Origin of the sequence: Streptococcus sp. UBA4344, from assembly GCF_002393675.1 — a bacterium.
Lineage (GTDB): Bacteria > Bacillota > Bacilli > Lactobacillales > Streptococcaceae > Streptococcus > Streptococcus vicugnae.
The window spans coordinates 1-26,111 of the sequence record NZ_DGTE01000023.1 but is presented as its reverse complement, the minus strand read 5'-3'; the positions used below and the strand labels follow the sequence as shown (position 1 = coordinate 26,111).

The window sequence follows — 26,111 nt, the reverse complement described above, 5'->3', positions numbered from 1 at the left end:
AATTGTGTTTAATTTTTATAAAAATTTTCAAAAAAAGGCTTCCCAGAGGCCTTTTTTCTTGTTACAATGAAGAAACAATTCTCAGTTTTTTGAGACTTGTAATCACTATCATTTTCGCAAGAAAGGAGGTCTGTTATGTCAGAAATTCGTGCTGAAAACATTTCTATCTCTTATGATGATAAATCTGTGATTCAAGACTTGTCGACTCATATTGTTAACGGTAAAATCACAACTATCATTGGAGCTAATGGCTGCGGTAAATCAACCTTACTAAAAGCCTTAACACGTATTCAGGCAGTAAAATCTGGTCAAATTTTGATTGATGGTAAAGCTATTGCTGATTTACCGACCAAGGAAATTGCTAAAAAAATAGCTTTGCTCCCACAAGTACTTGAAGCTACTGAAGGCATTACCGTTTATGAGCTTGTTTCATATGGTCGTTTTCCTCATCAAAGGTATTTCGGACAGTTAAGTAACGATGATAAAGTTAAAATCAACAGGGCAATGGAAATGACAAAAATCACTGACCTTGCCAATGAAAAAGTCGATGCTCTCTCAGGAGGTCAACGCCAACGTGTTTGGATTGCTATGGCATTAGCCCAAGATACAGAGACAATTTTTCTTGATGAACCTACAACTTACCTAGACATGAATCATCAATTGGAAATTTTAGAATTACTCAAAAAACTCAATCAAGAAACCCGTAAAACTATCATTATGGTCTTACATGATTTGAATTTATCGGCACGTTTTTCAGATAACTTAATTGCCATGAAAAACGGTGCTATTCAATATCACGGTCAGGTTGAAGAGGTTATGACAACTGATATTTTAAGAGATATTTTTAGCATCGAGGCACAGATCGTTCAAGATCCTATTCACAACTGTCCTATTTTGCTGACTTATCAGCTCACATAAATATCAGGAGAACTTAGACATGAAAAAGTTTTTTGTCGCTTTAACAACATTTCTAGCAACACTTATGCTGGTTGCTTGTCAAAATAACTCATCAACTTCAGATAGTACAGAACTATCAAGCATGCCTAAAATAACAGGATTTTCTTACCAGGGGGATATTCCTAAAAATCCTAAAAAAGTTGTCAACTTTGCTTACTCTTATACTGGCTATCTTCTTGAATTAGGAGTTAATGTGTCTAGTTATTCACTAGATTTAGAAACGAATAGCCCAGCTTTTGGTAACCAATTGAAAGATGCTGTTCAATTAACTTCAGATGACACCGAAGCTATCGCTGCTCAAGAACCAGACCTCATCATCGCCTTTTCAACTGATGAACACCTCAAAGAGCTAAAAGAGATTGCTCCTGTTTTGGTTATTGAATATGGTAAAAGTGATTACTTAGAAATGATGACAAACCTAGGAAAAGTCTTTGGTAAAGAAGACAAAGCTAAAAAATGGCTTGATAACTGGAAAACTAAAACAGCCAAAGCTAAAGAAGAGCTATCACAATACCTCAATCCATCAACAAGCTTTACTGTTATGGATTTCTATGATAAAAATATCTACCTCTACGGTAATAACTGGGGACGTGGTGGAGAATTGATTTATGACTCACTAGGTTATACAGCCCCAGAAAAAGTAAAAAATGATGTTTTCAAAGCTGGTTGGTTTGGTATTTCACAAGAAGTTCTTGCCGATTATACTGGTGACTATCTTGTTCTCAATGTTAGCAAAGATACCAAGGAAGCCGCTGCTTCACTAAAAGAAAGTGATATTTGGAAAAATATTCCAGCTGTTAAAAATCAAAAAGCTCTTGAAGTTGACGAAAATCTCTTCTACTTCTCTGACCCAATGTCACTCGACAAACAATTGGAAGCTTTTGTATCAGCTATCAAAAAAAACTAACAGTTGATAATTTTCAATCATTTCTCTGAAAAGGAAATACAATGAAACAACCGTACCTTCTTATTCAGAAAAATAAGCCAAGTCAAACTTGGCTTGTTTTTTTCAGCATTAGTATCTTTTTTCTTCTAGGCTGGTACTTGAGCCTACGTTTTGGTGCTATTTCTTATTCAAACAAACAACTTTTGAGTGTTTTAAAAACACCATTAACTGATTCTAGTTTGCAAGATGTCATTTTTGATTTGCGCTTGCCAAGAACAATCGCTGCTATTTTAGTTGGAGCAGCCATGGCTCAAGCAGGTAGTATTATCCAAGGGGTTACTCGAAATCCCATTGCCGATCCAGGGCTCCTTGGCATTAATGCTGGAGCTGGATTAGCCTTGATTGCTGGTTATGCTATTTTCGGTAGCATGCACTACAGCCTAACTCTGATATTTTGTCTCCTTGGAGCAGGTATTGCTGCTTGTCTGATTTTCGGTATTGCCTATCATCCCCAAAAGGGATATCAGCAAGTTCGACTTATTTTAGCAGGGGCTATGATTTCAACTCTTTTTTCATCTCTTGGACAAGCTCTAACACTATATTTTGATTTATCAAAAGCAGTGATTGGTTGGCAAGCAGGTGGACTAGCGCAGATCAATTGGAGAATGCTTGCAATTATTGCACCTTTCATTATTATTGGTTTGCTACTAGCACAGCTAATGGCTCACCAGTTGACCATTTTAGGTCTCAATGAAACAGTCGCTAAATCGTTAGGACAGAGAACACTTACTGTCACTATTAGTCTTCTCAGCATTGTCCTGATCTTATCTGCTGCTGCCGTCGCTCTTGTTGGAAGTCTTGCTTTTGTAGGGCTTATCATTCCTCATTTTATCAAGATGTTTGTGGCTAGAGATTATCGTATAATTCTTCCTTTAACAGCATTTGCTGGTAGCACTTTTATGCTTTGGGTGGATTTAGTATGCCGTACCATCAACCCACCAGCTGAAACTCCTCTTAGTGCTATTATCAGTATCGTTGGGCTACCTTGTTTTCTTTGGTTAGTCCGAAAGGGGGAACATCTATGAAATTTCAAGCAAAATGGATTAGCCAATTTGCTTTTCTTCTCCTTATTTTGCTGCTCGTTTTTCTCTGTTCCTTATCAATAGGCTATGCTAATACATCTTTTATTAAAGTTATCGAGGTCTTTTTAGGCCAATCAGACGCCACTATGTCTTTGATTGTTCTGAAAATTAGACTTCCTCGAATTTTAGCCTGTATGATTGGTGGTGGCTCACTTGCCATGGCAGGCGTCTTGCTACAAACACTTACTAAAAATCCACTGGCCGACTCTGGGATTTTAGGGATTAATGCTGGGGCTGGATTGGTCATTGCGATAATGGTAGGTGTCTTAGATATCACAAATCCAGCTAGCCTTGCACTAATGCCTTTCTTAGCTATACTTGGTGCTCTGTTAACCATCTGCACAGTATACGCCGTTTCTTATCAAAGGCATCAACCGATTCGTCCAATACGGTTAATCATCTCAGGTGTGGGAATATCAAGCCTGCTCTCAGGTATCATGGTTTCTATTATTGCAAATCTTGACATTGGTAAAACTGAGTATATTGTCTCATGGTTAAGTGGTAAGGTAACTGGTGGTAACTGGCAAACCTTGGTGATTTTTACACCTTTATTAATCATCACTTGGGGAATTACTTACTGGCGCAGTTATCGTCTTAACATGATGATGTTCAGTGAAGAAACAAGCATTACACTTGGACTTAATATAAAAAATGAGCGCCTTTGGACACTCATCTTATCAACAACTTTAGCCGCACTTAGTGTGGTTTTAGTTGGTAATATTACTTTCGTCGGACTACTAGCTGGTCATATCACACACCGCTTACTTGGCAACGATCATCGCCTCATCTTACCAGCTAGTATGCTCATTGGAATGATACTACTTCTCATCGCAGATACTATTGGGCGTAGCTTACTTGTTGGAACAGGTATTCCAACAGGAATTATCATCTCAGTAATTGGAGCACCTTATTTCCTTTATCTCATGATAAAAACAGCATAAACTGCCCACTGGACCTAACTCGCTTTCTTATTTCTTAGCTCGTGAAAAAACTGTCCACTGGACTTAACTCGCTCTTCTATTTCTTAGCTCGTGAAAAAACTGTCCACTGGACAGTTTTTTTAAACTTTACTTGTAAAAACTAGAGTTCCTTTATCAAAGCTCATATTTAATTGGTATTTGCCTTGATCATTTTTTCGGATATAATCCAATTTTTCCAAAGCCTCCACAAAAATATCAGGTCGTTTTTGTGCGACTTCGTCTTTTCTAACAAATTTCAAAAGAAAAGTTGTCATGTATTTCAAGGCGTACTGTGGATTAACATCTCCAAGTAAGTCAAATAAAGGCTCTTGCGCTTCAGACATTGGTAAATTATCAGCTAATTTGAAAAAATAATTTGCAAGCGTTAATTCGCTTCTAGCAATGCTTGTTTTTTCAATAAGTACCAAATCGTTAGTCTCATTAGTCAGACGTGTCTCAAAAGATAATGCCATCAACTCATCATAAATAGCACTTTGGTCATCTACAAAAATCTGACTGTCTAAGTCAATAGTTTCTAAAGAATTTAGTAAGTCAAAACCAATTGTATAACGTTTATTGTCACGAACAATGTAGCCTGCTTGGACATATTCTTCAATCAAGCGATCAATCTTTGGCACATCTTGAAAATTGGCTTTGATTTGACGTAAGGTCACATCATCTGTCTGGTAAAGAAAATTAGCCAAATCCTTAAAAAAAGTTTGGCGTGTTAATTTATCTGGATTAAAAATCTTAATCATATAATTCTCCTAAATACTGTAAATACTCTGATTGTGATAGCTGACTTGGATTCGTCCCTGCTTTGTTTAACGGTACAGCAAGACCAAGCTGCTCATAGTAAGACTGCCAAAAATCAGAAATCGTATGCTTATCATCCCCAAATTGCATTGGAATGGTTTCAAAAATCGGTAAAATTTCTGCGATATACTGTGAACAATAATAGCAACCATTATCCGGATAAAAACTGTGATTGTAAGGTCTGCCCAGCAAATGCTCCGCTGCTGCCTGAACCTGCTCAGCCTTAATCCTAGGATAACGGTAAACAAAAATCCTATGCTGCTTCGTTTTCAAAAATTCCCTTAACTGCTGTTTAATAACACCTTTATCCTTGGTCGCATGATAAATCATCGAACCAAAATAAATAGCAACGTGGCTATATTGTCCAGTTGCTTTCTGGATAGCTTGCGACATATCGGAAATTCCGTACATAAAAAGTAAATCGCCAGCTCGCAATTCTTGAATATTCATAGCTTTATTGTAACAAAAAACAAGAATGACTGCTATAAGAAGATAAGCTTCACTTTTAATAAGTTTTTATCTTTGAAGAACTTTTGAGGTCTATGCTATAATGCCAGTATGAAAATATTAATTCCTAACGCCAAAGAATTACATACCAACCAAGATGCTTTTCCAAGCCAACCATTATCTGCCAAGAGCCAAGTAGTGCTCAAGACCTTACAAGAATACCCCGCCGAAAATTTGGCTAATTTCTACAAAATCAATTTAAGTAAAGCTGACCAAGAATGGACACGTTGGCAACGTCTAGCGGGTAAACAAGCCAAAAACTATCCCGCATGGCTATTATATGACGGTCTCATGTATCGGTATATGAAACGAACTCAGGTAACCGAAGCGGAGCGACATTATCTTGATAACCATCTTCGTATCGCTACTGCCTTATACGGTTTAATCAGTCCCATGACGTTAATCGCACCACATCGCCTTGATTTTCAAGGCAATCTCAAAATCAATGGTACCTCATTGAAACAATTCTGGCGAAAATCATATGATGAACAAGTTCAAGAAGATGACCTTATCATTTCACTCCTATCATCAGAATTTGAGCAAGTTTTCTCTCCAAATATCCGCAAACGCATGGTTAAAATTGTCTTTATGGAAAATAGAAACGGAAAGCCAAAAGTTCACTCAACCATTTCTAAAAAAGGACGTGGTCGTTTGGTCTCACTAATGGCTGAAAAACAAATTAAAACGCTTGATGCCATCAAAACATTAACTTTCGATGGTTTCGTATTTTCCAAAGACCATTCAGACGACAAAACACTCACCTTTATCCGAAATGGGGAATAAAAAAGACGACTAACAAATGTCGCCTTTTTTATTTTATGTTGCCAATTAATTAAGCGTTGAAGCTTTCTGTCAATTGTGGAACAACTTGTTTTTTACGTGAAACAGCACCAGCAAGGAATGCGTGGTTGTTTTCAAGTTTGAAGTTGAAGGCAGCTTCAACTTTCTCCATGTTAGCACCGAGTGCCAAGATTTCTGAGTTTGAGTTAAGGATATCTGTAATCATAAGAACAAAGTCAGAGTATCCGTTAGCAGAGATAGCAGCAGTCATTGCAGCTTCGATTTCTGCTTGACGTTCAAGAACTTCGTTGATATCAACTGTGTTAACTTGTGCAACACGAACTTGGTTTCCATTAAGTTCGAATGATTTAGCATCGATGTCGATCAATTCTTCAGCAGATTTTGTTGCCAAATTTGTACCAGCTTTAAGCAATGCCAAACCGTATTCTTCAAGGTTAACTCCTGCGATTTCTGCCAAGTCAGCAGCAACAGCTGGGTCAGTTGCGTGAGTTGTTGGTGATTTAAGAAGAAGTGTATCTGAAATCAAACCAGACAAAAGCAATCCAGCCATTTCTTTAGGAATAACAACATTGTTTTCTTTGTATAGACGGTAAACAATTGATGAAGCTGAACCAACTGGTTCTAAACGCATGTAAAGTGGGTTAGCAGTTTCAAAGTTAGAAACACGGTGGTGGTCAATCACTTCAACAACTTCAACGTCACGAATATCTGAGATTGATTGTTGGAATTCATTGTGGTCTGTCAAAATAACTTGGTCAGCACCTTCTGCTTTAGCTGATTCAACAACACGTGGTGCTTCTACACCAAAGTAGTTCAATGCAAAAGTTGTTTCTTCATTTGGAGTTCCAAGAGCAACAGCTTCAGCATCTACACCAAGTTCACGTTTCAAGTATGCATATGCGATTGATGAACCAAGCGCATCAGAGTCTGGATTTTGGTGACCAAAAACTAAAATTTTAGACATGTTTTTTACCTCATAATAATTATTTATTCTTATTTTAGCAAAATTTAAGGGAGATAGCAAAACTAGCAGACGCTTTTCCCGCATTATTCCTGCAAAAAAAGCACCTTTATCAGCAACTCTCAGCAGCTGATGATAAAAATGCTTTCATTTTTATTCATTTTCTTTTATCTCTTTTGCAGAATCATCATGAGGATTTTCTGAAATAGTGGCACTAGTTTCTGAAGCTTTTTCAGATATATCATCCTTCTTACCATACTTTTCCTGTTCTAAAGCAAGGCGCAAAAGACGCTCTTCTTCCTCACGATTTTCTTGATTTCTGATAGCTTCTTGTCTCTTACGATAAGCCATAAATTTTCGACTATTATCCACAATATGTAGATTTTTAATGCCTTTAGCAAGCAAGCGCCAAATAAAAGTAATCAATGACTCAAGTAAGAGTAATAATTCAATCACAACAACACCCAGTAAACTCCAGGCCATAAATAGCGTTACTAGTAGCTGTGAAAAAATCTTTTTAAGATTTCCTAAATCATTATTATGAATAGATAAAGTTTCCAAGAAAAGATTCAAAATACCTTGTAAAAGACCTGATTTAACAGATTTATCACTGTTCAAATCCATTTCTTCTTGACTTGGCATCACCAAAACAATATCACCGTCTTGGATATAATCCACTCTATCTCCTAATGTAATATCAAAATCAAATAAGTCACGCGCTAACTTTTTGATTTTACCATCTTGTGTCAAATAAACGAACTGATCGTCAAATTTTAAAACTTTGTAACTGTTCATAGTGTCCACCTTGTGATAGAGCTTATCAAAGATTCATCTTAATGTCAATAGTCATACTGTCTAGTGATGAATACGTTTCATGTATTCCGTATAAGACTCAGTGTGCATAAGGTCTTTTGCATTTTGGACACGTTCTTTCGTTGGCGGTTTGACGCCTTCAAGAGTATAAGGAATTCCCAATTCACGCCACTTGAATTCACCTAAAGTATGATAAGGTAAGATTTCAAACTTATCAACATTTTTAAGCGTTGCTACAAACTTACCTAATTCAATTAAATCATCATCAAAGTCTGTCAACCCAGGGACCAAAACATGACGAATCCATACTGGGACTCCCTTATCAGACAAATAACGCGCAAAAGCTAAAATATTGGTATTTGGTTGACGTGTTACAACAATATGTTGTTTAGGATTGATTTCTTTTAAATCCAAAAGCACAAGGTCAGTAACAGCTAACAATTTATCAACAATTTCATGGTACTCTGGTGTATCTCGGAAAGTAAACCCACAGGTATCAAGAGTACAGTGAATGCCAAGTTCTTTAGCTTTAGTAAAGAGTGCAGTAACAAAGTCAATCTGAAGCATGGCTTCACCACCTGAAACCGTGATACCACCATTTTCACCCCAAAAATGTCTATAACGCAACGCTTCTGCTAAAACATCATCAACAGTGCGTTCACGTGAATTATTTGTCTCTAATGCCCAAGTATCGGGATTGTGACAATATTGGCAACGCATCTTGCAGCCTTGCATAAAAATGACAAAGCGAACACCAGGACCATCAACAGATCCAAAGCTTTCTGTTGAATGAATCATCCCTGTCACTTTTCCGTAGTCAATTTCAGTCATTTTCTATCATCCTTTGTAACCGTTTTTCTAATTTTCATTATACCATTTTCCAAAGAAAAAAGACTAAGTCAAGCTTAGTCTTCTTCAATACTCTGTTCTATATCAGAAAAAATAACTTTCAATTTTGTCACTCGACCATCTTTTACTTTATCATTTGTCAAAGCAATATGTTTTTCTTTTGAATCAACTTCAAACGTTTCGCGACTATCCTGACTTGGAATGTTACCAACACCTGTCAAATAGAACCCAGCAATAGTATCAACATCATCGCTATCTAAATCTAGGTCAAAGTAATCATTAAAATCATTCAAAGTCATTGTTCCTAAAACAATGTAAGTATCTTCACCAATCTCACGAACAAATTGCTCTGCTTTATCAGTTTCATCATCGATTTCACCGACAATTTCTTCAAGGAGGTCCTCAAGTGTGACAATCCCTGCAACCCCACCATATTCATCAAGTAAGATTGCCATTTGATTTTGAGTGTTTCGTAATTGACGTAACAAATCATCAACAAAAATAGTTTCTGGGACAAACAAAGGTTCCTGTAAAATTTTACGTAAAACAATATTGTCAAATCCATCACGGAAACCAGCATCAAGCAGACGTTTCGTATGAAGAACACCAATAATCTTATCCTTGTCATCATCATAGACCGGGATACGTGAGAAGTGTTTTTTCAAAATTTCTTGGATATTTTCTTGAGTATCATCATTAATATCAATCATGAAAGCATCCGTTCTTGGTACCATGACTTCACGCGCCATCAATTCATCAAGTGAGAAGACCCCCTGAAGCATTTCAATTTCTTCTGCATCCAATGTTTCCTCACTATTTGACAACATGTATTCAATCTCATCACGAGTCATTTTTTCATCAGCATCATCAAACTGCATTGGTGTGATACGTGACAAAAGGTTGGTTGAAGCTGACAACAACCACACAAATGGACTAACAATTTTACCAATAAGGATAATCACTGGAGCTGAAACAACCGCTAAATTTTCCTTAAGGTTCATTGCGATACGTTTTGGATAAAGTTCTCCAAGAACAATTGAGATGTAAGTCAAAAAGACAAGAGAAATCACACTACCAGCCGTTTTTGCCCACACAAAACCACCAAACCAAGAGGCAATCACACTACCAAGTGAAGCAGACAAACTAGCCCCTTGCAAAAGACCAATAAAGGTAATACCAACCTGAATAGTTGATAAAAAGTTATTCGGTTTTTCTAGAACAGACAAAAGACGGATATATTTTTTATCTCCTTCTTCTGCTTTTTGTTCAACACGTGAACGATTTAAAGAAACAAGTGCCATCTCAGATGCTGAGAAAAAGGCATTAAACAAAGTCAAAATTAATAATAAAACAAATTGAAAAACTAAATTCTGACTCGGGTCTTCCATATAAATCTTACTCCTCTTCTATATCGGTAGGCATTCTAGCCTACATCTATTCTTATACAGTGACTACATTATAGCATATTTTCTATGTAAAGTATCAAACAAATACTATTACTTTCTTCTATTAAATAAAAAAGCCCAGTTCTTTGAACTGAGCTCCTTTTTTCCTTTTATTTCAAAGTAAGAACTGTATCACCAGCTTGTAAGCTTGTACCTGGTGTTGGTTTGATCACAAAGTCATTAAAGACATGTGAATTGGTTACTGTGACGATAACGGTATCATCTAGGCCTGCTTTTTGAATTACTGGATCCCAAAACTCAATTAATTTATCTCCTTTTTTAACATGTTGCCCTTCAACAACGTAAGAAACAAAGCCAGTTCCTTTTAGTTTAACTGTTCCAATACCGATGTGAATCAACAAGACGATACCATCTTCAGAGACAAGACCAACAGCATGGCGAGTCGTAAAGACTTGACGAACCATAGCATCAAATGGAGCATAAACACAACCATCGCTAGGCTTAATAGCAAAACCTTTACCGAGACCTTCACTGGCAAAGACTGGATCAGCTACTTGTGACAAAGCAAGAAGTTCACCAGAAATTGGAGCAGAGATGCTAAGACCACCATCTGTTTCAACTTTATCATCGATGAATTCATGACCCCAAGTACGTTCAAGTTCTTCGACAATTTCAGCGTGTTTTTCTTCGGTTAATTTGACACGGAAGAAGAAAACAAGACTACTTAGAACAATCAAAACAAATGGCAAAGCAAAAACATGAAGTTTGAAAGAAATGGCACCCGCTTTTGTAATAGAATCAGCTGTAGCACCAGTTGTCATTCCAGCCGCAACTGCTGCTGCACCAATAACTAAGTTTGAAATAGCACCACCAAATTTATCCAACAAAGGACGAACTGACAAAGTCAAGGCTTCGTCACGATGTCCGAGTTTCCATTGACCATATTCAACACAGTCTGTGATAATCATCAAGACAACAAGGAAAACAAGCGGTTGTGGAATAAAGAACAACTCAGCAGCAATTAAAACCAAAGCAAGTGAAGTTCCTGCTACAGAGAATAATCCAATACCACAAAGCATAACCGCAATACATGCAAAGAAAAGATTACGTCGATTTAATTTTCCAGCCAACTGTGGGAAAAGTGATACTGAAAGCAAACCAACGATGGTATTAATAGTTCCTAAAATAGAAAATTGAGCAGCATGCCCTAAAATGTAAGTAAAGTAATACAATTCAGAAGCATTTAAGATGCTAATACCAGTTGTATACAAAACATATGATAAAGCAATAGCCATCAATTGGTCGTTCTTAGTCAAAACTTTAAGAACATCTTTAAAGCCTGTTTTTTCAGTATTTTTACGAAGGTCTGATTCAATTTCATGTGTTCCGAAAGCAACAGCCAACACAGTCAAAACACCTAGTAAGGCAACGATAAAGGCAAACCAGAACCAACCACGATTATCACCAGCACCACCGTTACGATTTAGTGAGAAGAAAAGAACGATTGGCATAATGACAACACCAACGATATTTGCACCGATTGTTGAACCAATACGAGCAAAGGTGGCCGTTTTTTCACGTTCTTCTGAGCTAAATGACAAAGCTGGAACCATTGACCAAAAGCCGATATCTTTAAAAGAATAAAAAATATCCATCGTGATATAGATAAAGGCAAAGATAATCAAGTAAAGCACTGGATTAGTCTTATTGAGCCCTCCCATATCTGTAAATAAAATCAATAAAGCAATTGAACTAATTGTTCCACCAGCTACTACCCATGGTTTGAATTTTCCCCAGCGTGTCTTGGTATTGTCAATCATGTTTCCAATAAAAGGGTCAATAATCAATTCAACAATGCGCAAACCTGCAATAATTTGAGTAATATATAAAACCATGCGATTATTTTGCGCCGCATCACCCGTATTAAATAAGTGTGAGGTAATAAAGGTGATAAAGTATGTTGATAGGGTCGCGTAAAAAATATCATGACCAAATGCACCAAAAGCATATGAAATGCGTGAGGTAGCTGCAGATTTTTTCAAATCTTTATTTGAATGAGTCGCTTGATTCATAAAAATCTCCTTCTTCTAACAACTTTGTTTTTTTGATTACAAGAATATAGTAAACGCTTTCCTGAATAAAGTCAATGAATTTTAGTAAAGTTTTACTAACTTTTAGTTTATGTTCTCAAACTATTTCAGAAATAAATATCTAAATTTTCTGAAAAATGTTATAATAACTATCAAACAGATTACGGAGGTTCCTCATGACTCAAATTGCTTTAAAAAACGTCACCCTTAAACGACAGAACAAAACTCTTTTAAATAACCTAACCTGGGAAGTTAATAAAGGAGAACACTGGGCAATCTTAGGTCTCAATGGTTCAGGTAAAACATCTCTTCTCAAACTCATCACTGCAGAATACTGGACAAGCGACGGTAGTGTTGAAGTTCTAGGAAATAAATTTGGAGGAACAGATATTAGCAACATGCGTACAAAAATTGGTATCGTCGGCTCATTCATCGCTGAGCGACTATCTCCACACATGCTTGCTGAAAAAATCGTCCTAACTGGGAAATACAAGTCAAGCATTCTCTACACTCAATATGGCGAAAAAGAACTCAATGAAGCTAAGCAAATGTTGATTTCAATTGGTGGTGAACACCTTCTTGGCCGTATCTACGCTAGCCTTTCACAAGGTGAAAAACAACTACTTCTTATTGCACGTAGTTTGATGGAAGAACCTGAAATTTTAATTCTTGATGAAGCAACTAGTGGACTTGACCTTTTTGCACGTGAAAAATTGCTTCGACAAATTGAACAAATCACCAATCTTCCAAAAGCTCCAACAATTCTCTACGTCACACACCATGCAGAAGAAATTACTCGCTCATTTACCCACGCTCTACTTCTCAAAAAAGGGAATATCATTGCCCAAGGTCCAAAAGACCAAGTCCTAACAGAAGATATCTTATCTGATTTTTATGATCAAACCGTATCAATTGTCCCTCTTGGTGATGAACGTATTTACATCAAACCTGAATTTAAATAACAAAAAACCTCTATGACCTTAATCATAGAGGTTTTGCTTATTAACGTAATTTTTCAATCATAACCAAAAATGGTGGTTGGTGAATTTGGTTCAAAGGTTTATATAGCATTGTTGCAAATTCTTTTTGATCAAGTGCTGACACAAAATCAAGCACTGCATCTTTTTCCATGTCGCCACCTTCATGACCATAATAAATCATGATAGCTAGACGACCACCGATTTCAAGACGTTCTAAGATTTTTTCAATAGCCACTAAAGTGGTATCAGGTTTTGTAATGACTGTCTTATCGGCACTTGGTAAATAACCAAGATTGAAAATAGCTGCGCGAATTGGCTCATTAACGTATTGGTCAAGATTTTGATGACCATCAAGAATTAATTGAGCATTTGAAATAGCTTGTTTTTCTAAACGTTCTTGTGTGCTTTTTAAAGCTTGTTCTTGCACATCAAAGGCATAAACTTTTTTAGCCTTTTGCGCCAGAAAAGCTGTGTCATTCCCATTTCCCATTGTCGCATCAATGGCTACCGCGCTATCATCTAGCACTTCAGCCAAGAAATCATGAGACAAATGCAACGGACGTTTAATCATGATTTAGACTCCTCTTCTAATTTACAGCCTTGATAAGAACCGCGGCGTTCCATTTCTTTATCAATAGCGTTCAAAACTTCCCATTTTTTAAGACTCCACATTGGACCGATAAGCATATCGCGCGGAGCATCACCTGTAATACGATGAATGATGATATTTTTAGGAATAATTTCCAACTGGTCGCAGATAATATTGACGTATTCGTCCATACTGAGCAATTTCAAACGTCCTTCATGGTAATCACGTTGCATTTTGGTACTTGTCATCAAGTGAAGCAAATGCAGTTTAATCCCATCAATCTCATTATCTGTCACACAACGTCTAACATTTTCAAGCATCATCTCATGCGTTTCACCGGGCAAACCATTAATCAAGTGAGAAACAATTTCCACTTTTGGTGCCAGTTCACGCAGACGCTTTACAGTTTTAACATACAAATCATAAGTGTGCGCACGATTGATAATCTTAGACGTTTCATCATAAGTAGTCTGCAAACCAAGTTCGACAGTCACATGCATACGCTCAGACAACTCAGCGATATAAGCAATTGTCTCATCAGGTAAACAATCAGGACGTGTTCCAATATTAATCCCAACAACACCTGGTTCATTAATTGCTTGCTCGTAACGCTCACGAATCACTTCTACTGTATCATGGGTGTTAGTGAAGTTTTGGAAATAAACCAAGTATTTTTTAACATCCGGCCACTTGCGGTGCATGAAATCTATTTCTTTATAAAATTGATCACGGATTGGGGCATCTGGAGCTACAATTGCATCACCAGAACCTGATACCGTACAGAAGGTACAGCCGCCATGTGCTACTGTCCCATCACGGTTTGGGCAGTCAAATCCTGCATCAATAGGAACTTTAAATATTTTTTCTCCAAAAATCTCGCGATAATAATCATTTAGAGTATTGTAACGTTTTTTCATAGCTTTTATTATAACACTTTCTACTTAACAGACAAACTCTAGTCACCTTAAAAAGACGACCAGTTGGTCGCCCTTAGCTATTAATTTAATCTTGTTTATCTATGAAACGCCATTCAAATCGTTTTTGATCATAAATTGGATAGACAGCTGCTGAAATAGCAATAGCTAACAACCAGCCACCTAAGATATCTGATGGATAATGAACACCTAGATAAATACGTGAAATAGCCGTTGTCAAAGCAATTACTAAAACCAAAATTTGTAAGCAACGTTTTGCCAAGGTTTTCGTCAAATGTTGTTCAATAATAATCATCAAACTAATGGCTACAATCATCGTTGACGCTGCATGCCAACTTGGGAAAGATGGGCCTAGTGGTTTCTTAACTAAATATTCAAGACTTGGTCTCGGACGATTATAGAGATATTTGAAAATTGTTGACATAGCTCCCATCAAGACCAAATTACCTGATAAAAAGAGAGCTTCTGTTTTCCAATTCTTTTTGAAATAAAAGACTGCTGAGATAGCAAATGTGTAAACAAAAACCAAAGCTTCATGACCAAAATTCGTCACTGCTTTGAAAAATATACTCAAGTGATTTGGCAAATCCCCACGCACACTTGATTGAATACTTGAATCGATACTTACTAGTACCTCAGGATAAAACTTAACAATATAGCCTAATATCATAAAAAGAACAAGAAATGATGAGGCAATTGAAAAGTAAGTTTGTTTGTGTTTCATTCTAATACCTTTCACAACAATTTAGTGCTGTAGTACTATTATAACCTAGTTAATTTTTTTATCCCAGTCATATCCTTTAAAATCTGTGGCAAAATTGTGTCAGTACAATTCTAGGTAGCTAAAAAGGCTAGAAACAAGCCGTTTCTAACCTTTTGGATATTTATTATTTAACCATTGGTTTTAAAAAGCCCCATAGGATAAAGAAGGACACTGAAAAAATAAGTCCTTCAATTAAGTTAAATGGGACAACCATCGCAAAGAGGTAATTTCCCAAACCTAGGATAGCTGAAATGTCAAAATTAGCAAATTGTGCGTAAAGTGGTACCGCATAGATATAATTTAAGACCAACATTGCCATGGTCAAGCCAAGCGTTCCCACAACTGAAGCCAAAACGTAGTTTTTTAAACTTGGTTTACGATTCCAAATGAAAGCCATAGCTAACAAGAAAACACCTAAAGCAACCACATTCATTGGCATACCAATCAGAGTTGCAATGCCGCCGTTGTTTAGCATCAACTTCAAAAGTGTTCGCAAAATCAAAATTCCAAGTGCGCTTTGCAAATCAATCATCACAAGACCAATTAAAACTGGCAAAATAGAAAAATCAAATTGCAAGAAGCTAGCTGATGGAATCAATGGGAATTGCAAATACATCAACAAGAACGAAAGCGTCGATAAAATAGCAATGTGCGCCAATTTACGCGTATTAGTCATAGTTTCAGGCATAAAAAAGTTCCTCCAATTTTCTCAAATTGAAAGAAGGCGTTCGAGTATAGAGCTCCACATAAAAACGAGCTAAACTCTTGGTCTTCTCCCATCCAGACTTTACTGTCGGTTCTGGAATCTCACCAGATCAACTGCAAGTGCAGCTCGCGGACTTTCAAATTGCTCTTGTTCTCTTACCAAACTAAATTGTTTGACCTTTTACTTTTAGTCTAGGCGACAACCCACAGACATAACTGATGTCAGGAAAGGGAAGTCAACGACGAATTAAAGCAAAAGGCAGACAACGAGAGGCAACACCACCGGTCGGGAATCTCACCCTGCCCTGAAGACACTCTTAGCATATCAAAAAAACGTCGCCACTGCAATGATTTCAGCTCAAAAAGCTTATAATAAAGCAAAAAAACAGCTATTTAAGCTGTTTTTTTATTTTAATTTATCATGAGCATATGTGTGACTTAATTCCAAATTTGGAAATGCTTGCTGACGAAGTGCTTCATAGACAATCATGCAGACAGTATTTGACAAATTCAAGCTACGCACGTGTTCATCATTCATTGGAATGCGGAGTGCTTTTTCTGGATTTGCTCGCATAAATTCTTCTGGTAACCCTTTATCTTCACGACCGAAAAGGAAATAGTGATGTTTACCATCATTGTACTGCTCGTCTGAATAAACTTTTTCAGCGAATTTGCTAATCAAATGAACTTGTCCATCACATTTTTCCATAAATTCATCTAAGCTATCATAAAAAGTCACATCAAGTTTATCCCAGTAATCAAGGCCGGCACGTTTCATCTTACGGTCATCAATTGGAAATCCCATCGGACGGATAATGTGTAATGGGGTGTTAGTCGCAGCACAAGTTCTGGCAATATTTCCTGTATTTTGTGGAATTTGTGGTTGAAAAAGAACGACATGATTGACGGCTTTAGTAGCTTCTTCTTGATAATCAAGTTCTTCGATATTCATAACGATTCCTCTCAGTTTTTTGACATAAAAATAAACCACACTGCCCGGAGTCAAGCTCAGCAAACAGCGTGGTTGGCGGCGATTCATTAACTTAAATCATAACAGGTTTGATTTAAACTAACGAATTCTTGATATTTATTATAACACTTTAACATGCAAAGTCAACGTATTTGACGCGAAAATGTCACGTTTTTATGGCTTTTTTCAAGTCTCTTTTATTGAAAACCCTTTCTTTTGTAAAATTAAGAGAAGCCTTGATATTCAAGGCTTCATGGACATCGATTATTTTTTCAAATGATATGAATAGGTTGCAATGATAATATCTTCATACCAGCGCAAACGAGCACGAATGCGTAGACTCATTTGGTTGTGAAGCATGTTTTGCCAACTATGTTTTGGAATGAATTTTGGAATAATAACCGTCATGGTGTGTTTATTTTTCTTAGCTTCATGATTCATTTTTTGAACAAACAACATGGTTGGTTTCACGATATCACGGTAATTCGATTCAATATTGACAAATGTGACATCTGGGAAATAGTGTTTAAATTCTTGTTCAACTTCCAAATCTTTTTCGCGTGTTTCCAAAGTTGACACGTGCATGGCAACAACTGTTTGTCCGATACTTTTAGCATAGTTAATAGCACGGATACTTGCTTGCGTCATATTTCCGACCAAAATCAAAACCGTATTGCCATCATAATGAATGTTCTTCACATCATCCGTTAAACGTAATTGCATGGCAACATTCCTGTAGTGATTTTTAATGGAATAAAAGAGGAACATCAAGACAAGAATGATTGGGAAGAATGGCCAGATTTCACCAATTCTAAAAATCAATAGGATAAGAATGATGAGGTAACAAATCACAGCCCCTAAGATATTTGCAATAGAATGTTTCAAATAATCCTTACCATATTGTCGTTTCCAATGGATGACCATTCCTGTTTGCGAAAGAGCAAATGGAATGAAAACACCAATGGTATAAAGCGGAATAAGGCGTTCAGTTGAGCCATTAAAGATGCAAAGTAAAGCAATTGCTCCTACTGCTAAGGTAATAATCCCATTTGAATAGCCAAGGCGTGCTCCTTTTTCCATGAAAAGGTGAGGCATGTATTTGTTTTTAGCCATGTTAAATGACAACATTGGAAAGGCAGAAAAACCTGTATTGGCAGCTACTGCCAAGATTAAGGCTGTTGACAATTGGAAAACGTAGAAGAGCGCATTTCCGATTGCTGAGTCACCAAAAATACGTTGTGCAATTTGAGCCAAAATAGTTACATGTGCCGATGACATAATTCCTAACCAATAGTTTAGAAAGGTAATACCTGCGAACATAATTCCAAGAATTAGTGACATAATAGCCAGTGTACCAGCAGCATTTTTCTCTTTAGGTTTCTTGAAAAATGGTACCGCATTTGAGATGGCTTCAACACCAGTAAGTGATGCCGAACCACTTGTAAAGGCTCTAAGTAGAAGGATTAAAGTTACTCCCGGAACGACTTTACCAACGTGCGCTGTTGCAGTGTAAGCTAAATGTCCTGTAAGGATTTGGAAAGCACCATAAGCAATCAAGAATAAGATACTTACAATAAACAAATACACCGGAATCATCAGTGATTTTGCCGACTCACGTAAACCACGTAAATTCATAAACATCAAAACCAAGACCAGAACAATCGAAATTTCTAAGTTAAATTCCTTAATGGCTGGGAAAGCTGATGTAATGGCATCAGCACCAGATGATACCGAAACAGCGACTGTCAACATATAATCAACCAACAAACTACCACCGGCAATTAATCCCATACTTGGTGATAGATTTTCAGTAGATACCATGTAGGCACCACCACCTTTAGGATATGCATGGATAACTTGTTGATAAGAAATCGTTAAGCTTGCTAACAATACCAAAACTAAAAGTCCGATTGGTAATGACCACCAAATTGCTGCCGCAGAAATAGTTGTTAAAACCAAGATAACTTGTTCTGGACCATAAGCAATTGATGAAAGGGCATCGCTGGACAACATAGCTAAAGCTTGTGATTTGGATAATAGATGATCCTCATCAGACTCGCCAGCTGATTCCAAGGGATTACCAATAAAAACATTTCGTAACTTTTCAAGCATTGAAATTTCTCCCTAAAATTAGATAACGACTCATTATAGTTCTCTCACTAACATTTCGCAAGCGTTTTGATGATTTGTAACCTAATTTTAACAATCAATGTTAGCTTTGATAAATCAAGCTTAATCCCTTATAAACAGTTGAAATGGCTAGTATTTTTAGGAAAAATAGAGTAATATAGATACGATATATTTCGGAGGTTAAAATGAAAATAATTGTTGTCGGCGGAGGTAAGGTTGGTACTGCACTTTGTCGCTCACTTGTTGAAGAAAAACATAACGTCGTCTTAATTGAAGAAAAAGAAGCTGTTTTAAAAAACATTACCAAACGTCACGATATCATGGGAATCGTTGGTAATGGTGCTAACTTTAAAATCCTTGAGCAAGCAGATGTTGCTAACTGCGATATTTTCATTGCTCTTACTGATAAAGACGAAGTTAACATGATTTCAGCCGTTCTTGCTAAACAAATGGGAGCTAAAGAAACGGTTGTCCGTGTTCGTAATCCAGAGTATTCTAACGCTTACTTCAAAGATAAAAATTTCCTTGGCTTTTCTTTGGTGGTCAATCCTGAATTGCTTACAGCGCGTTACATTGCCAATACAGTTGACTTTCCAAATGCCCTTTCTGTAGAACACTTTGTTAACGGTCGTGTCATGTTAATGGAATTTGTAATTTCTGATGGCAGCAAACTTTGCCACATGAGCTTGAGCCAATTCCGTAAAAAATTTGGTAACTTGGTTATCTGTGCTATCGAACGTCGTGGAAAATTGATTATTCCAGACGGTGATGCCACACTCCAAACAGCTGATAAGATTTTTGTCACTGGAAATCGTATTGACATGATTCTTTTCCACAATTCTGTTAAAACCAAATCTATCAAAAATATGATGATTATTGGTGCCGGACGAATTGCCTACTACTTGCTCAACATTCTTAAGAACACTAAGATGAATCTTAAGGTCATTGAAAACAATCCTGAGCAAGCTCAAATGTTCAGCCAAGAATTCCCAAATGTCCATGTGGTACAAGCTGATGGTACTGCTAAGAGTGTTCTCCTAGAAGAATGTGTAGAGAACTTTGATGCTGTAGCAACACTAACAGGAGTGGATGAAGAAAACATCATCACTTCAATGTTCCTTGAAACACTTGGCGTTCGAAAAAACATCACTAAAGTTAACCGTACAAGCTTGCTTGAAATTATTGACACTAGCCAATTTTCAAGTATTGTCACACCAAAAAGTATTGCCGTGGATTCAATGATGCACTTTATCCGTGGTCGTGTAAATGCTCAAGACTCAAACCTCGATGCCATGCACCACGTTGCCAACGGTCGTATTGAAACCTTACAATTTGAAATCCGCGAGAATAATAAAATGGCAGGCAAGAGCCTTTCATCACTTAAATTTAAAGAAAATATTCTGATTGCCGCAATCATCCGCAATGGTAAAACTATTTATCCAACGGGTGAGGATGTCTTTGAAGTTGGCGATAAGATTGTCGTTGTTACATTCTTGAAAAACATCACGCGCATCTATGATTTGTTAGCGAGGTAAGTTATGAATAAAAGTATGGTTCGTTACCTCCTAGCAAAACTCCTATTGATTGAAGCTTCTTTGATGCTGGTTCCTGTGATTGTGGCTTTTATCTACCATGAAGATATGCGAGTGATTAATAGCCTTGTTATTACAATTGGTATTCTCGTTATCATAGGACTTCTTGGAGTGGCTTTCAAGCCAAAAAATTACCATGTCTACACTAAAGAGGGACTTTTGATTGTTGCTCTGTGTTGGATACTTTGGTCTTTCTTTGGAGCACTACCATTTGTACTTTCAGGACAAATTCCAAGTATCATCGATGCTTTCTTTGAAATGGTTTCTGGCTTTACCACGACCGGTGCAACTATTTTGCCTGATGTAGCTGTATTATCACACTCTCTGCTTTTTTGGCGAAGCTTCGCTCACCTTATCGGTGGGATGGGAGTATTGGTGTTTGCACTAGCCATTATGGAAAATAGTAAAAATAGCCACTTGGAAGTCATGCGTGCTGAAGTGCCTGGTCCTGTCTTTGGTAAAGTGGTTTCTAAACTGAAAGAAACAGCGCAAATTCTTTATATTATCTACCTAAGCATGTTTGCTGTTTTGACGGTTATTTTAATGACAGCTGGTATGCCTGCTTTTGATAGTATTATTACTGCCATGGGATGTGCTGGTACTGGTGGATTTGGTGTTTACAATGATTCCATTGCACACTATAATAGCTCTTTAATCACAAATATTGTATCAATTGCTGTGCTACTTTTCGGAATTAACTTCAACCTCTACTACTTCTTACTTCTTCGCAAATTTAAAGCCTTCTTTAAAGATGAAGAGTTGAGAACTTATATTGGTATTGTCGTGATTGCGACAGCTTTAATCTGGTTGAATGTTAGTGGACTTTACCCAAGTGCGGGCAAAGCCCTAGAAAATTCTCTATTTGAAGTAGCCAATGTGATGACAACAACAGGATTTGGAGTAACTGATTTGACCGTTTGGCCATTATTCGCTCAGGTCATTTTGCTCTTTCTCATGTTTATTGGTGGTTCAGCAGGATCAACCGCTGGTGGTATTAAGGTCATGCGTGCACTTATCTTGACAAAAATTGCAAGGAATCAAGTGCTCTCAACCCTTTACCCAAATCGTATCATGACTATCCATATCAACGAACAGCCACTTGATAAGGAAATTCAACACGGTGTCCTTAAGTATTTGACATTATATGTTTTCTTACTTTTAGGACTAACCTTAATGCTATCACTAGATAATAATAATTTTATGGTTGTGGTCAGCGCAGCTACTTCAACCTTTAACAATATTGGACCAATGCTTGGAACAAGTCAAACCTTTGCAATCTTTAGTCCGTTTTCAAAACTACTCATGTCATTTGCTATGATTGCAGGACGTTTGGAAATCTACCCAATGTTACTACTTTTCATTCCAAAAACATGGTCAAAATATTAAAAATCGAAAAGAGGAAAGCTTTAGCTTTCCTCTTTTTTTCTTCGAAAATCTTTATTGCGTCGAAGGGTAAAATAATCTGGTACCGGATCATCACCGCCCTCAACAAATGGGTGACAGCGTAAAATACGCGCGATTCCCATAAGAACACCTTTTATCCCATGCTTTTCAATCGCTCCAATCATATAATTAGAACAAGTCGGACGATACCGACATGATGGAGGTGTCATAGGTGAGATATGTTTTTGGTACCATTTTACCAGTGCAATAAGTAATTTCTTTATCATTTTTGTTTGTTAACAGCCAAATTGTGTAATTGGCTAATTTCTTTTTTATTCAGACGACGTGATTCACCTGGACGAAGCCCCGCTAAATCAAGTGTACCAAACTGTGTACGAGATAATTTATCAACCAAAAGTCCAACAGATTCAAACATCTTCTTAACTTGGTGATTACGTCCTTCATGGATTGTCAATTCTACCACTGAGCGATTTTTCTCAGGATCCACTTTAATGATATTGTAGCGGGCTGGTTTAGTCTTTTTACCATCGATGACAACACCACGTGTCAACGGACGAAGATTTTCTTTTGTTGCAATTCCTTTTACACGTGCCAAGTAGACTTTATCAATTTCATTACGTGGGTGAATCATTTCATCTGTAAAATCACCATCATTTGTCAAAATCAAAAGTCCAGTCGTATCCCAGTCCAGACGTCCAACTGGGTAAATACGTTCCGTAACATTCGGTAACAAATCAACAACTGTTTTACGTCCTTTATCATCAGACACACTTGAAATAACACCGCGAGGTTTATTAAGAAGATAATAAACTTTTTCCTCGTTATAAATTGGAGTGCCTTCCACTTCGACGATATCCCCAGATTTAACAGTAGTAGCTAGTTCTGTAACAACCTTACCGTTGATAGTCACCAAGCCTTTTTTAATCAAATCTTCTGCTTTTCGGCGACTGGCAATTCCCGCATGGGCAATATATTTATTAATTCTCATTTTATTTCCTTTAACTGCTTTTTTGCTATTTTACACCATTTCGTCATTTTTAGCGAGTTCTATTCTTCTTCAGCCAATTCAGGCTGTTCAAAAAGCGTCATTTCTTCATCAACCACTTCGATATTTGACACATCAATGAGTTCACTCAAATCATTAATTCCCATAAAATCTAGGAAATAATCCGTTGTCGCATATAGATTTGGTCGACCAATCACTTCTTTTTTACCAGCTTCACGAATTAACCCTAAAGCCATCAATTTACTGATAGCACTGCTCGAATTAACCCCACGAATATCATCAACTTCGATACGAGTAATCGGTTGTTTATAAGCAATAATTGACAAAACTTCTAGACTTGCCCGAGATAAGCTCTGATTAACTGGTGCTTTTGCAAAGTCACGTAACAAGTCTGCAAAAATCTCTTTAGTGACGATTTTATAGCAGCCTGCCGTTTCAATCAAACAAAGGCTTGAGCTTTCATCAGTTTCATATTTCTGTGCTAATTTTTCCAATTGTTGCTGGAGTGCTGTCGGTGTTAAATTAACCATACTAGCCAAGTGGCGTAAGCTCAAGCCTTCTTCACCCGCTACAAAAAGAAGGGCTTCAATCTGAGCTAAATAGTTCATATAACTTCCTTTCTTAATTGTTGTTTACCAAGAGTTACCAATTTTACTCAACTAACACTTCGTAAAACAATATCTCCAAAGTTTTCCTCTTGTTCTACTTCCACCTCATGGACTTTAATCAATTCTAAAGTCGCCAAAAATAAGGTAATCATCTCTGGAATAGATTGACATTCGTTGAAAACCTTGTTCAAAACAAGTTTTTTTGACTGAGTGAGTCGCTCAGTAATAACCGCCATCATGTCTTCAATACGATAATCGTCTCGTTCGACAACCGTATGGCTATTTTTTAATTCTCTTTGCTTTTCAGCCATAACGTGTGAAAATGATAAAAACAGATCCATAATTGTCTTATCATGAGCTAGCACTGCATCTTCGAAAATCAATTCTTGTTTTGGTTTTGAGTAAAATTTAGCACGTTCATCGTGCTGTGCTGACATTTCTTCACTAATCGCTTTAAAACGACGATATTCTTCGATTTGTGTCAACAATTCTTGTTCAGGGTCATTTTCTTCTGGCTCTGCCTCAACAATTTTCGGAAGCAACTTACGGCTTTTAATCAGCATCAACTGACTGGCCATTACCATATATTCACCAGCCACTTCCAATTTCATGGCCTGCAAAGTCGAAATATAAGCCAAATACTGCTCAATAACTTCCACGATTGGCACATCATAAATATCCATTTGATATTTTGAAACCAAGTGTAATAGCAGGTCCAGAGGCCCTTCAAAATCTTTTAATTTAATATCCATTAGTTATAAAATTTCTCTAAAGTCACTGGACTTTTAAGCCCTAGATTGCGACTAACTTCTAACAAAGATTTTCCTTTTGCTTTTTGATGCAAAACATATTGACGACGCATATCCTGCGCTGATAAATTCTCTAATCCTAAAGAAGCCAAAAATGCCTTTAGCTGATTGAAAAACCACTGTCTTGAATAGGATTTTCCTTGATTATCAAAAAGATAGACCTGCTGATCAGATATACTTGCAGTCATATAATCGAGTAATTTGGTAGGAACCTCTAATACTCTGATTAATCCCGCTTTTTGCACGCGCAAAACCGCAAAAGTTGTATCAAGATTAGCAACCTTTAAGTCTTGGATATCACTTGATGACAAACCAAGTTCAATCATCAAAAGCGCAATTAGCTGACCAGCCTGATAAGGACTTTCTTGATAAAAAGCTGAATAATCTAGCAACTCCTTATCAACAGGCTTAACAGCCAATTTTTCTTTATTACTTATTTTATAAAAACGATCAATGCGATCAGTGTCATACAAAAAGTATAAAAATTGATTTACCGCTGAAATCTTACGCTTCTTAGCTGAAGTTTTTAAAGGTGACAAGGAATGCTCATAAAGAGCTAGCTTTTCTTTGCTGACCTTGCCATCAACAGCCTCGACAAACTGCTGTAAATCATAAAAATAAGCATTTTTAGAATTCTCTGAGAGAGACTTACTATCAATAAATTCTTGGATAAAATCAATCATCTTTTGGAGTAATCGTATAATAATCAGTGAAATCGTGCAAAAGACTATTAACAGCCTTTAAAATCGATTTACGAGTAATAATGCCTAGAAACTGGTTATTCTTATCTAATACTGGCAAGAAAGGATAGTCCACAAGCAAGTGCATGATATCCGTCAAACTTGAAGTATCACTAATGGTTTCCAATTTTGTATTCACCATTTTACCAATATCAGTTTGAGCCAATTCCCAATCAGTTAATTGATTTTTAGCTTGATAAGACATAATGTCTGCAATGCTGATGGTTCCTACATATTTTTTATCTTTGGTAATAACAGGAACACGTGAATAACCATTATTGGCTAGTAACAACATAGCGTGATCTGAATTATGCGTATCAATAAAAATCGCTAAATCTTCTGCCGGAATCAAATAGTGATCCAAGTGGCTAAGAAGAAATTCTTCAAATTCTTTTGCTATCATCTGTCAAATTCCTTAGAAAGTGCCGGATAGAGTTTGTGGTCACGTGTGTAAAAATCAACCTTAACAGTATCTTTAGTAATAATCACCTTAGCATAAAGCTTTTCTTTAACTTCCCCACGAGGTTGTAACACACTACCTGGATTGATAAAAATTGTTTTACCATTACGCCAAGCAGCTGCTCGGTGCAAATGACCATAAAGGCAAATATCTGCATCTTCTTCCTGAGCAAATAAATCCAATCTATCCCATGTAAAATTAATATTATAAAGATGTCCGTGAGTTTGTGCTAT

The 26,111-nt window shown here is 36.9% G+C and carries 28 protein-coding genes; 8 read left to right on the top strand and 20 right to left on the bottom strand.

The genetic code is table 11. The features are described from left to right. Positions 1–135: 135 nt before the first annotated feature. The 4 genes from B4D49_RS04530 to B4D49_RS04515 are packed head-to-tail and all read left to right on the top strand — an operon-like array spanning position 136 to position 3,926. Positions 136–918: an ABC transporter ATP-binding protein gene (locus tag B4D49_RS04530; protein ID WP_286783382.1), complete on the top strand. Its 783-nt coding sequence runs from the start codon at positions 136–138 to the stop codon at positions 916–918. 19 nt (positions 919–937) lie between these two features. Further along, the gene (locus B4D49_RS04525) at positions 938–1,864 is read left to right on the top strand and encodes an ABC transporter substrate-binding protein (protein ID WP_286783381.1); all 927 of its coding nucleotides are present in this window, start codon (positions 938–940) and stop codon (positions 1,862–1,864) included. Between the two features lie 41 nt (positions 1,865–1,905). Then, on the top strand, positions 1,906–2,928 hold the full coding sequence (locus tag B4D49_RS04520; protein WP_286783380.1) for a FecCD family ABC transporter permease: 1,023 nt from the start codon (positions 1,906–1,908) through the stop codon (positions 2,926–2,928). Further along, a complete protein-coding gene (locus B4D49_RS04515; RefSeq protein WP_132869118.1) occupies positions 2,925–3,926 on the top strand; it encodes a FecCD family ABC transporter permease in 1,002 nt (333 codons plus the stop codon). The genes B4D49_RS04520 and B4D49_RS04515 overlap by 4 nt, the downstream gene beginning before the upstream one ends. Before the next feature lie 119 nt (positions 3,927–4,045). Here B4D49_RS04515 and B4D49_RS04510 read toward each other — a convergent pair whose 3' ends face one another. Next, a complete protein-coding gene (locus B4D49_RS04510; RefSeq protein WP_132869117.1) occupies positions 4,046–4,702 on the bottom strand; it encodes a DUF1803 domain-containing protein in 657 nt (218 codons plus the stop codon). After that, a complete protein-coding gene (locus B4D49_RS04505; RefSeq protein WP_286783379.1) occupies positions 4,695–5,210 on the bottom strand; it encodes a YiiX/YebB-like N1pC/P60 family cysteine hydrolase in 516 nt (171 codons plus the stop codon). Before B4D49_RS04505 ends, B4D49_RS04510 begins: the two co-directional genes overlap by 8 nt. A gap of 108 nt (positions 5,211–5,318) precedes the next feature. Here B4D49_RS04505 and yaaA point away from each other — a divergent pair, with 108 nt between their 5' ends. Further along, the gene (yaaA, locus tag B4D49_RS04500) at positions 5,319–6,050 is read left to right on the top strand and encodes a peroxide stress protein YaaA (protein WP_199542939.1); all 732 of its coding nucleotides are present in this window, start codon (positions 5,319–5,321) and stop codon (positions 6,048–6,050) included. Between the two features lie 49 nt (positions 6,051–6,099). Here yaaA and B4D49_RS04495 read toward each other — a convergent pair whose 3' ends face one another. The 5 genes from B4D49_RS04495 to B4D49_RS04475 all read right to left on the bottom strand — a co-directional run bounded on the left by B4D49_RS04495 (position 6,100) and on the right by B4D49_RS04475 (position 12,169). After that, positions 6,100–7,032: a manganese-dependent inorganic pyrophosphatase gene (locus B4D49_RS04495; RefSeq protein WP_286783378.1), complete on the bottom strand. Its 933-nt coding sequence runs from the start codon at positions 7,030–7,032 to the stop codon at positions 6,100–6,102. A 150-nt stretch (positions 7,033–7,182) separates the two neighbouring features. After that, positions 7,183–7,824, bottom strand: a complete 642-nt coding sequence (locus B4D49_RS04490; RefSeq protein ID WP_286783377.1) for a hypothetical protein — start codon at positions 7,822–7,824, stop codon at positions 7,183–7,185. Positions 7,825–7,884: 60 nt separating this feature from the next. Then, the gene (gene pflA / locus B4D49_RS04485) at positions 7,885–8,673 is read right to left on the bottom strand and encodes a pyruvate formate-lyase-activating protein (protein WP_286783376.1); all 789 of its coding nucleotides are present in this window, start codon (positions 8,671–8,673) and stop codon (positions 7,885–7,887) included. A gap of 74 nt (positions 8,674–8,747) precedes the next feature. Beyond that, positions 8,748–10,079: a hemolysin family protein gene (locus B4D49_RS04480; RefSeq protein ID WP_199542949.1), complete on the bottom strand. Its 1,332-nt coding sequence runs from the start codon at positions 10,077–10,079 to the stop codon at positions 8,748–8,750. 167 nt (positions 10,080–10,246) lie between these two features. Then, positions 10,247–12,169 carry a PTS sugar transporter subunit IIA gene (locus tag B4D49_RS04475; RefSeq protein WP_286783375.1) on the bottom strand — a complete coding sequence of 641 codons (1,923 nt, stop codon included), beginning with the start codon at positions 12,167–12,169 and terminating at the stop codon, positions 10,247–10,249. A gap of 194 nt (positions 12,170–12,363) precedes the next feature. On the opposite strand from B4D49_RS04475, the gene B4D49_RS04470 reads away from it, so the two are divergent. Continuing rightward, positions 12,364–13,149 carry an ABC transporter ATP-binding protein gene (locus B4D49_RS04470; RefSeq protein WP_132869831.1) on the top strand — a complete coding sequence of 262 codons (786 nt, stop codon included), beginning with the start codon at positions 12,364–12,366 and terminating at the stop codon, positions 13,147–13,149. A 40-nt stretch (positions 13,150–13,189) separates the two neighbouring features. On the opposite strand, the gene B4D49_RS04465 is transcribed toward B4D49_RS04470, so the two are convergent. From B4D49_RS04465 to B4D49_RS04440, 6 genes are all read right to left on the bottom strand, one after another. After that, complete coding sequence (locus tag B4D49_RS04465) at positions 13,190–13,738, bottom strand: tRNA (mnm(5)s(2)U34)-methyltransferase (RefSeq protein WP_132869830.1); 549 nt, start codon at positions 13,736–13,738, stop codon at positions 13,190–13,192. Then, positions 13,735–14,673 (bottom strand): TIGR01212 family radical SAM protein, encoded by a 939-nt coding sequence (locus B4D49_RS04460; protein WP_286783374.1) that lies wholly within the window; start codon positions 14,671–14,673, stop codon positions 13,735–13,737. Before B4D49_RS04460 ends, B4D49_RS04465 begins: the two co-directional genes overlap by 4 nt. 85 nt (positions 14,674–14,758) lie before the next feature. After that, positions 14,759–15,415, bottom strand: coding sequence for a phosphatase PAP2 family protein (locus B4D49_RS04455; protein WP_286783373.1), 657 nt, complete (start codon positions 15,413–15,415; stop codon positions 14,759–14,761). A gap of 163 nt (positions 15,416–15,578) precedes the next feature. After that, positions 15,579–16,142 (bottom strand): ECF transporter S component, encoded by a 564-nt coding sequence (locus B4D49_RS04450; RefSeq protein WP_286783372.1) that lies wholly within the window; start codon positions 16,140–16,142, stop codon positions 15,579–15,581. Between the two features lie 423 nt (positions 16,143–16,565). Beyond that, a complete protein-coding gene (locus tag B4D49_RS04445) occupies positions 16,566–17,111 on the bottom strand; it encodes a tRNA (cytidine(34)-2'-O)-methyltransferase (protein WP_074481317.1) in 546 nt (181 codons plus the stop codon). 282 nt (positions 17,112–17,393) lie between these two features. Further along, positions 17,394–19,241 (bottom strand): APC family permease, encoded by a 1,848-nt coding sequence (locus tag B4D49_RS04440; RefSeq protein ID WP_286783371.1) that lies wholly within the window; start codon positions 19,239–19,241, stop codon positions 17,394–17,396. A gap of 203 nt (positions 19,242–19,444) precedes the next feature. Between B4D49_RS04440 and trkA the strand changes: the two genes are divergently transcribed. Both trkA and B4D49_RS04430 read left to right on the top strand, forming a co-directional pair. After that, positions 19,445–20,794, top strand: a complete 1,350-nt coding sequence (gene trkA, locus B4D49_RS04435; RefSeq protein ID WP_199542972.1) for a Trk system potassium transporter TrkA — start codon at positions 19,445–19,447, stop codon at positions 20,792–20,794. Positions 20,795–20,797: 3 nt separating this feature from the next. Further along, complete coding sequence (locus B4D49_RS04430; protein WP_132869364.1) at positions 20,798–22,237, top strand: TrkH family potassium uptake protein; 1,440 nt, start codon at positions 20,798–20,800, stop codon at positions 22,235–22,237. 20 nt (positions 22,238–22,257) lie between these two features. Here the strand turns inward: B4D49_RS04430 and yidD are convergent, their stop codons facing one another. The 7 genes from yidD to B4D49_RS04395 form a co-directional block, all read right to left on the bottom strand. Further along, positions 22,258–22,521: a membrane protein insertion efficiency factor YidD gene (gene yidD, locus B4D49_RS04425; protein ID WP_165941983.1), complete on the bottom strand. Its 264-nt coding sequence runs from the start codon at positions 22,519–22,521 to the stop codon at positions 22,258–22,260. Then, positions 22,518–23,243, bottom strand: coding sequence for a pseudouridine synthase (locus tag B4D49_RS04420; RefSeq protein WP_286783370.1), 726 nt, complete (start codon positions 23,241–23,243; stop codon positions 22,518–22,520). The genes yidD and B4D49_RS04420 overlap by 4 nt, the downstream gene beginning before the upstream one ends. Before the next feature lie 59 nt (positions 23,244–23,302). Further along, complete coding sequence (scpB, locus tag B4D49_RS04415) at positions 23,303–23,869, bottom strand: SMC-Scp complex subunit ScpB (protein WP_286783369.1); 567 nt, start codon at positions 23,867–23,869, stop codon at positions 23,303–23,305. Positions 23,870–23,916: 47 nt separating this feature from the next. Next, positions 23,917–24,621 (bottom strand): segregation/condensation protein A, encoded by a 705-nt coding sequence (locus B4D49_RS04410; protein ID WP_132869367.1) that lies wholly within the window; start codon positions 24,619–24,621, stop codon positions 23,917–23,919. After that, positions 24,621–25,361 (bottom strand): site-specific tyrosine recombinase XerD, encoded by a 741-nt coding sequence (gene xerD, locus B4D49_RS04405; protein WP_286783368.1) that lies wholly within the window; start codon positions 25,359–25,361, stop codon positions 24,621–24,623. The genes B4D49_RS04410 and xerD overlap by 1 nt, the downstream gene beginning before the upstream one ends. Then, a complete protein-coding gene (gene cbpB / locus B4D49_RS04400; RefSeq protein ID WP_199542992.1) occupies positions 25,354–25,821 on the bottom strand; it encodes a cyclic-di-AMP-binding protein CbpB in 468 nt (155 codons plus the stop codon). The genes xerD and cbpB overlap by 8 nt, the downstream gene beginning before the upstream one ends. After that, a partial coding sequence (locus tag B4D49_RS04395; protein WP_286783367.1) for a metallophosphoesterase family protein occupies positions 25,818–26,111 on the bottom strand: 294 nt, incomplete at its 5' end. The genes B4D49_RS04395 and cbpB, both read right to left, overlap by 4 nt.

Bases quoted from the DNA above. Each gene is read 5' to 3' on its own strand.
- B4D49_RS04495 (WP_286783378.1), bottom strand. From the start codon at position 7,032: ATGTCTAAAATTTTAGTTTTTGGTCACCAAAATCCAGACTCTGATGCG.
- B4D49_RS04510 (WP_132869117.1), bottom strand. From the start codon at position 4,702: ATGATTAAGATTTTTAATCCAGATAAATTAACACGCCAAACTTTTTTT.
- yidD (WP_165941983.1), bottom strand. From the start codon at position 22,521: ATGATAAAGAAATTACTTATTGCACTGGTAAAATGGTACCAAAAACAT.
- B4D49_RS04470 (WP_132869831.1), top strand. From the start codon at position 12,364: ATGACTCAAATTGCTTTAAAAAACGTCACCCTTAAACGACAGAACAAA.
- B4D49_RS04505 (WP_286783379.1), bottom strand. From the start codon at position 5,210: ATGAATATTCAAGAATTGCGAGCTGGCGATTTACTTTTTATGTACGGA.
- B4D49_RS04445 (WP_074481317.1), bottom strand. From the start codon at position 17,111: ATGAATATCGAAGAACTTGATTATCAAGAAGAAGCTACTAAAGCCGTC.
- cbpB (WP_199542992.1), bottom strand. From the start codon at position 25,821: ATGATAGCAAAAGAATTTGAAGAATTTCTTCTTAGCCACTTGGATCAC.
- B4D49_RS04450 (WP_286783372.1), bottom strand. From the start codon at position 16,142: ATGCCTGAAACTATGACTAATACGCGTAAATTGGCGCACATTGCTATT.
- B4D49_RS04530 (WP_286783382.1), top strand. From the start codon at position 136: ATGTCAGAAATTCGTGCTGAAAACATTTCTATCTCTTATGATGATAAA.
- trkA (WP_199542972.1), top strand. From the start codon at position 19,445: ATGAAAATAATTGTTGTCGGCGGAGGTAAGGTTGGTACTGCACTTTGT.
- B4D49_RS04480 (WP_199542949.1), bottom strand. From the start codon at position 10,079: ATGGAAGACCCGAGTCAGAATTTAGTTTTTCAATTTGTTTTATTATTA.
- B4D49_RS04440 (WP_286783371.1), bottom strand. From the start codon at position 19,241: ATGCTTGAAAAGTTACGAAATGTTTTTATTGGTAATCCCTTGGAATCA.
- B4D49_RS04455 (WP_286783373.1), bottom strand. From the start codon at position 15,415: ATGAAACACAAACAAACTTACTTTTCAATTGCCTCATCATTTCTTGTT.
- scpB (WP_286783369.1), bottom strand. From the start codon at position 23,869: ATGAACTATTTAGCTCAGATTGAAGCCCTTCTTTTTGTAGCGGGTGAA.
- B4D49_RS04460 (WP_286783374.1), bottom strand. From the start codon at position 14,673: ATGAAAAAACGTTACAATACTCTAAATGATTATTATCGCGAGATTTTT.
- pflA (WP_286783376.1), bottom strand. From the start codon at position 8,673: ATGACTGAAATTGACTACGGAAAAGTGACAGGGATGATTCATTCAACA.
- B4D49_RS04430 (WP_132869364.1), top strand. From the start codon at position 20,798: ATGAATAAAAGTATGGTTCGTTACCTCCTAGCAAAACTCCTATTGATT.
- B4D49_RS04475 (WP_286783375.1), bottom strand. From the start codon at position 12,169: ATGAATCAAGCGACTCATTCAAATAAAGATTTGAAAAAATCTGCAGCT.
- B4D49_RS04520 (WP_286783380.1), top strand. From the start codon at position 1,906: ATGAAACAACCGTACCTTCTTATTCAGAAAAATAAGCCAAGTCAAACT.
- B4D49_RS04410 (WP_132869367.1), bottom strand. From the start codon at position 24,621: ATGGATATTAAATTAAAAGATTTTGAAGGGCCTCTGGACCTGCTATTA.
- B4D49_RS04515 (WP_132869118.1), top strand. From the start codon at position 2,925: ATGAAATTTCAAGCAAAATGGATTAGCCAATTTGCTTTTCTTCTCCTT.
- yaaA (WP_199542939.1), top strand. From the start codon at position 5,319: ATGAAAATATTAATTCCTAACGCCAAAGAATTACATACCAACCAAGAT.
- B4D49_RS04465 (WP_132869830.1), bottom strand. From the start codon at position 13,738: ATGATTAAACGTCCGTTGCATTTGTCTCATGATTTCTTGGCTGAAGTG.
- xerD (WP_286783368.1), bottom strand. From the start codon at position 25,361: ATGATTGATTTTATCCAAGAATTTATTGATAGTAAGTCTCTCTCAGAG.
- B4D49_RS04525 (WP_286783381.1), top strand. From the start codon at position 938: ATGAAAAAGTTTTTTGTCGCTTTAACAACATTTCTAGCAACACTTATG.
- B4D49_RS04420 (WP_286783370.1), bottom strand. From the start codon at position 23,243: ATGAGAATTAATAAATATATTGCCCATGCGGGAATTGCCAGTCGCCGA.
- B4D49_RS04490 (WP_286783377.1), bottom strand. From the start codon at position 7,824: ATGAACAGTTACAAAGTTTTAAAATTTGACGATCAGTTCGTTTATTTG.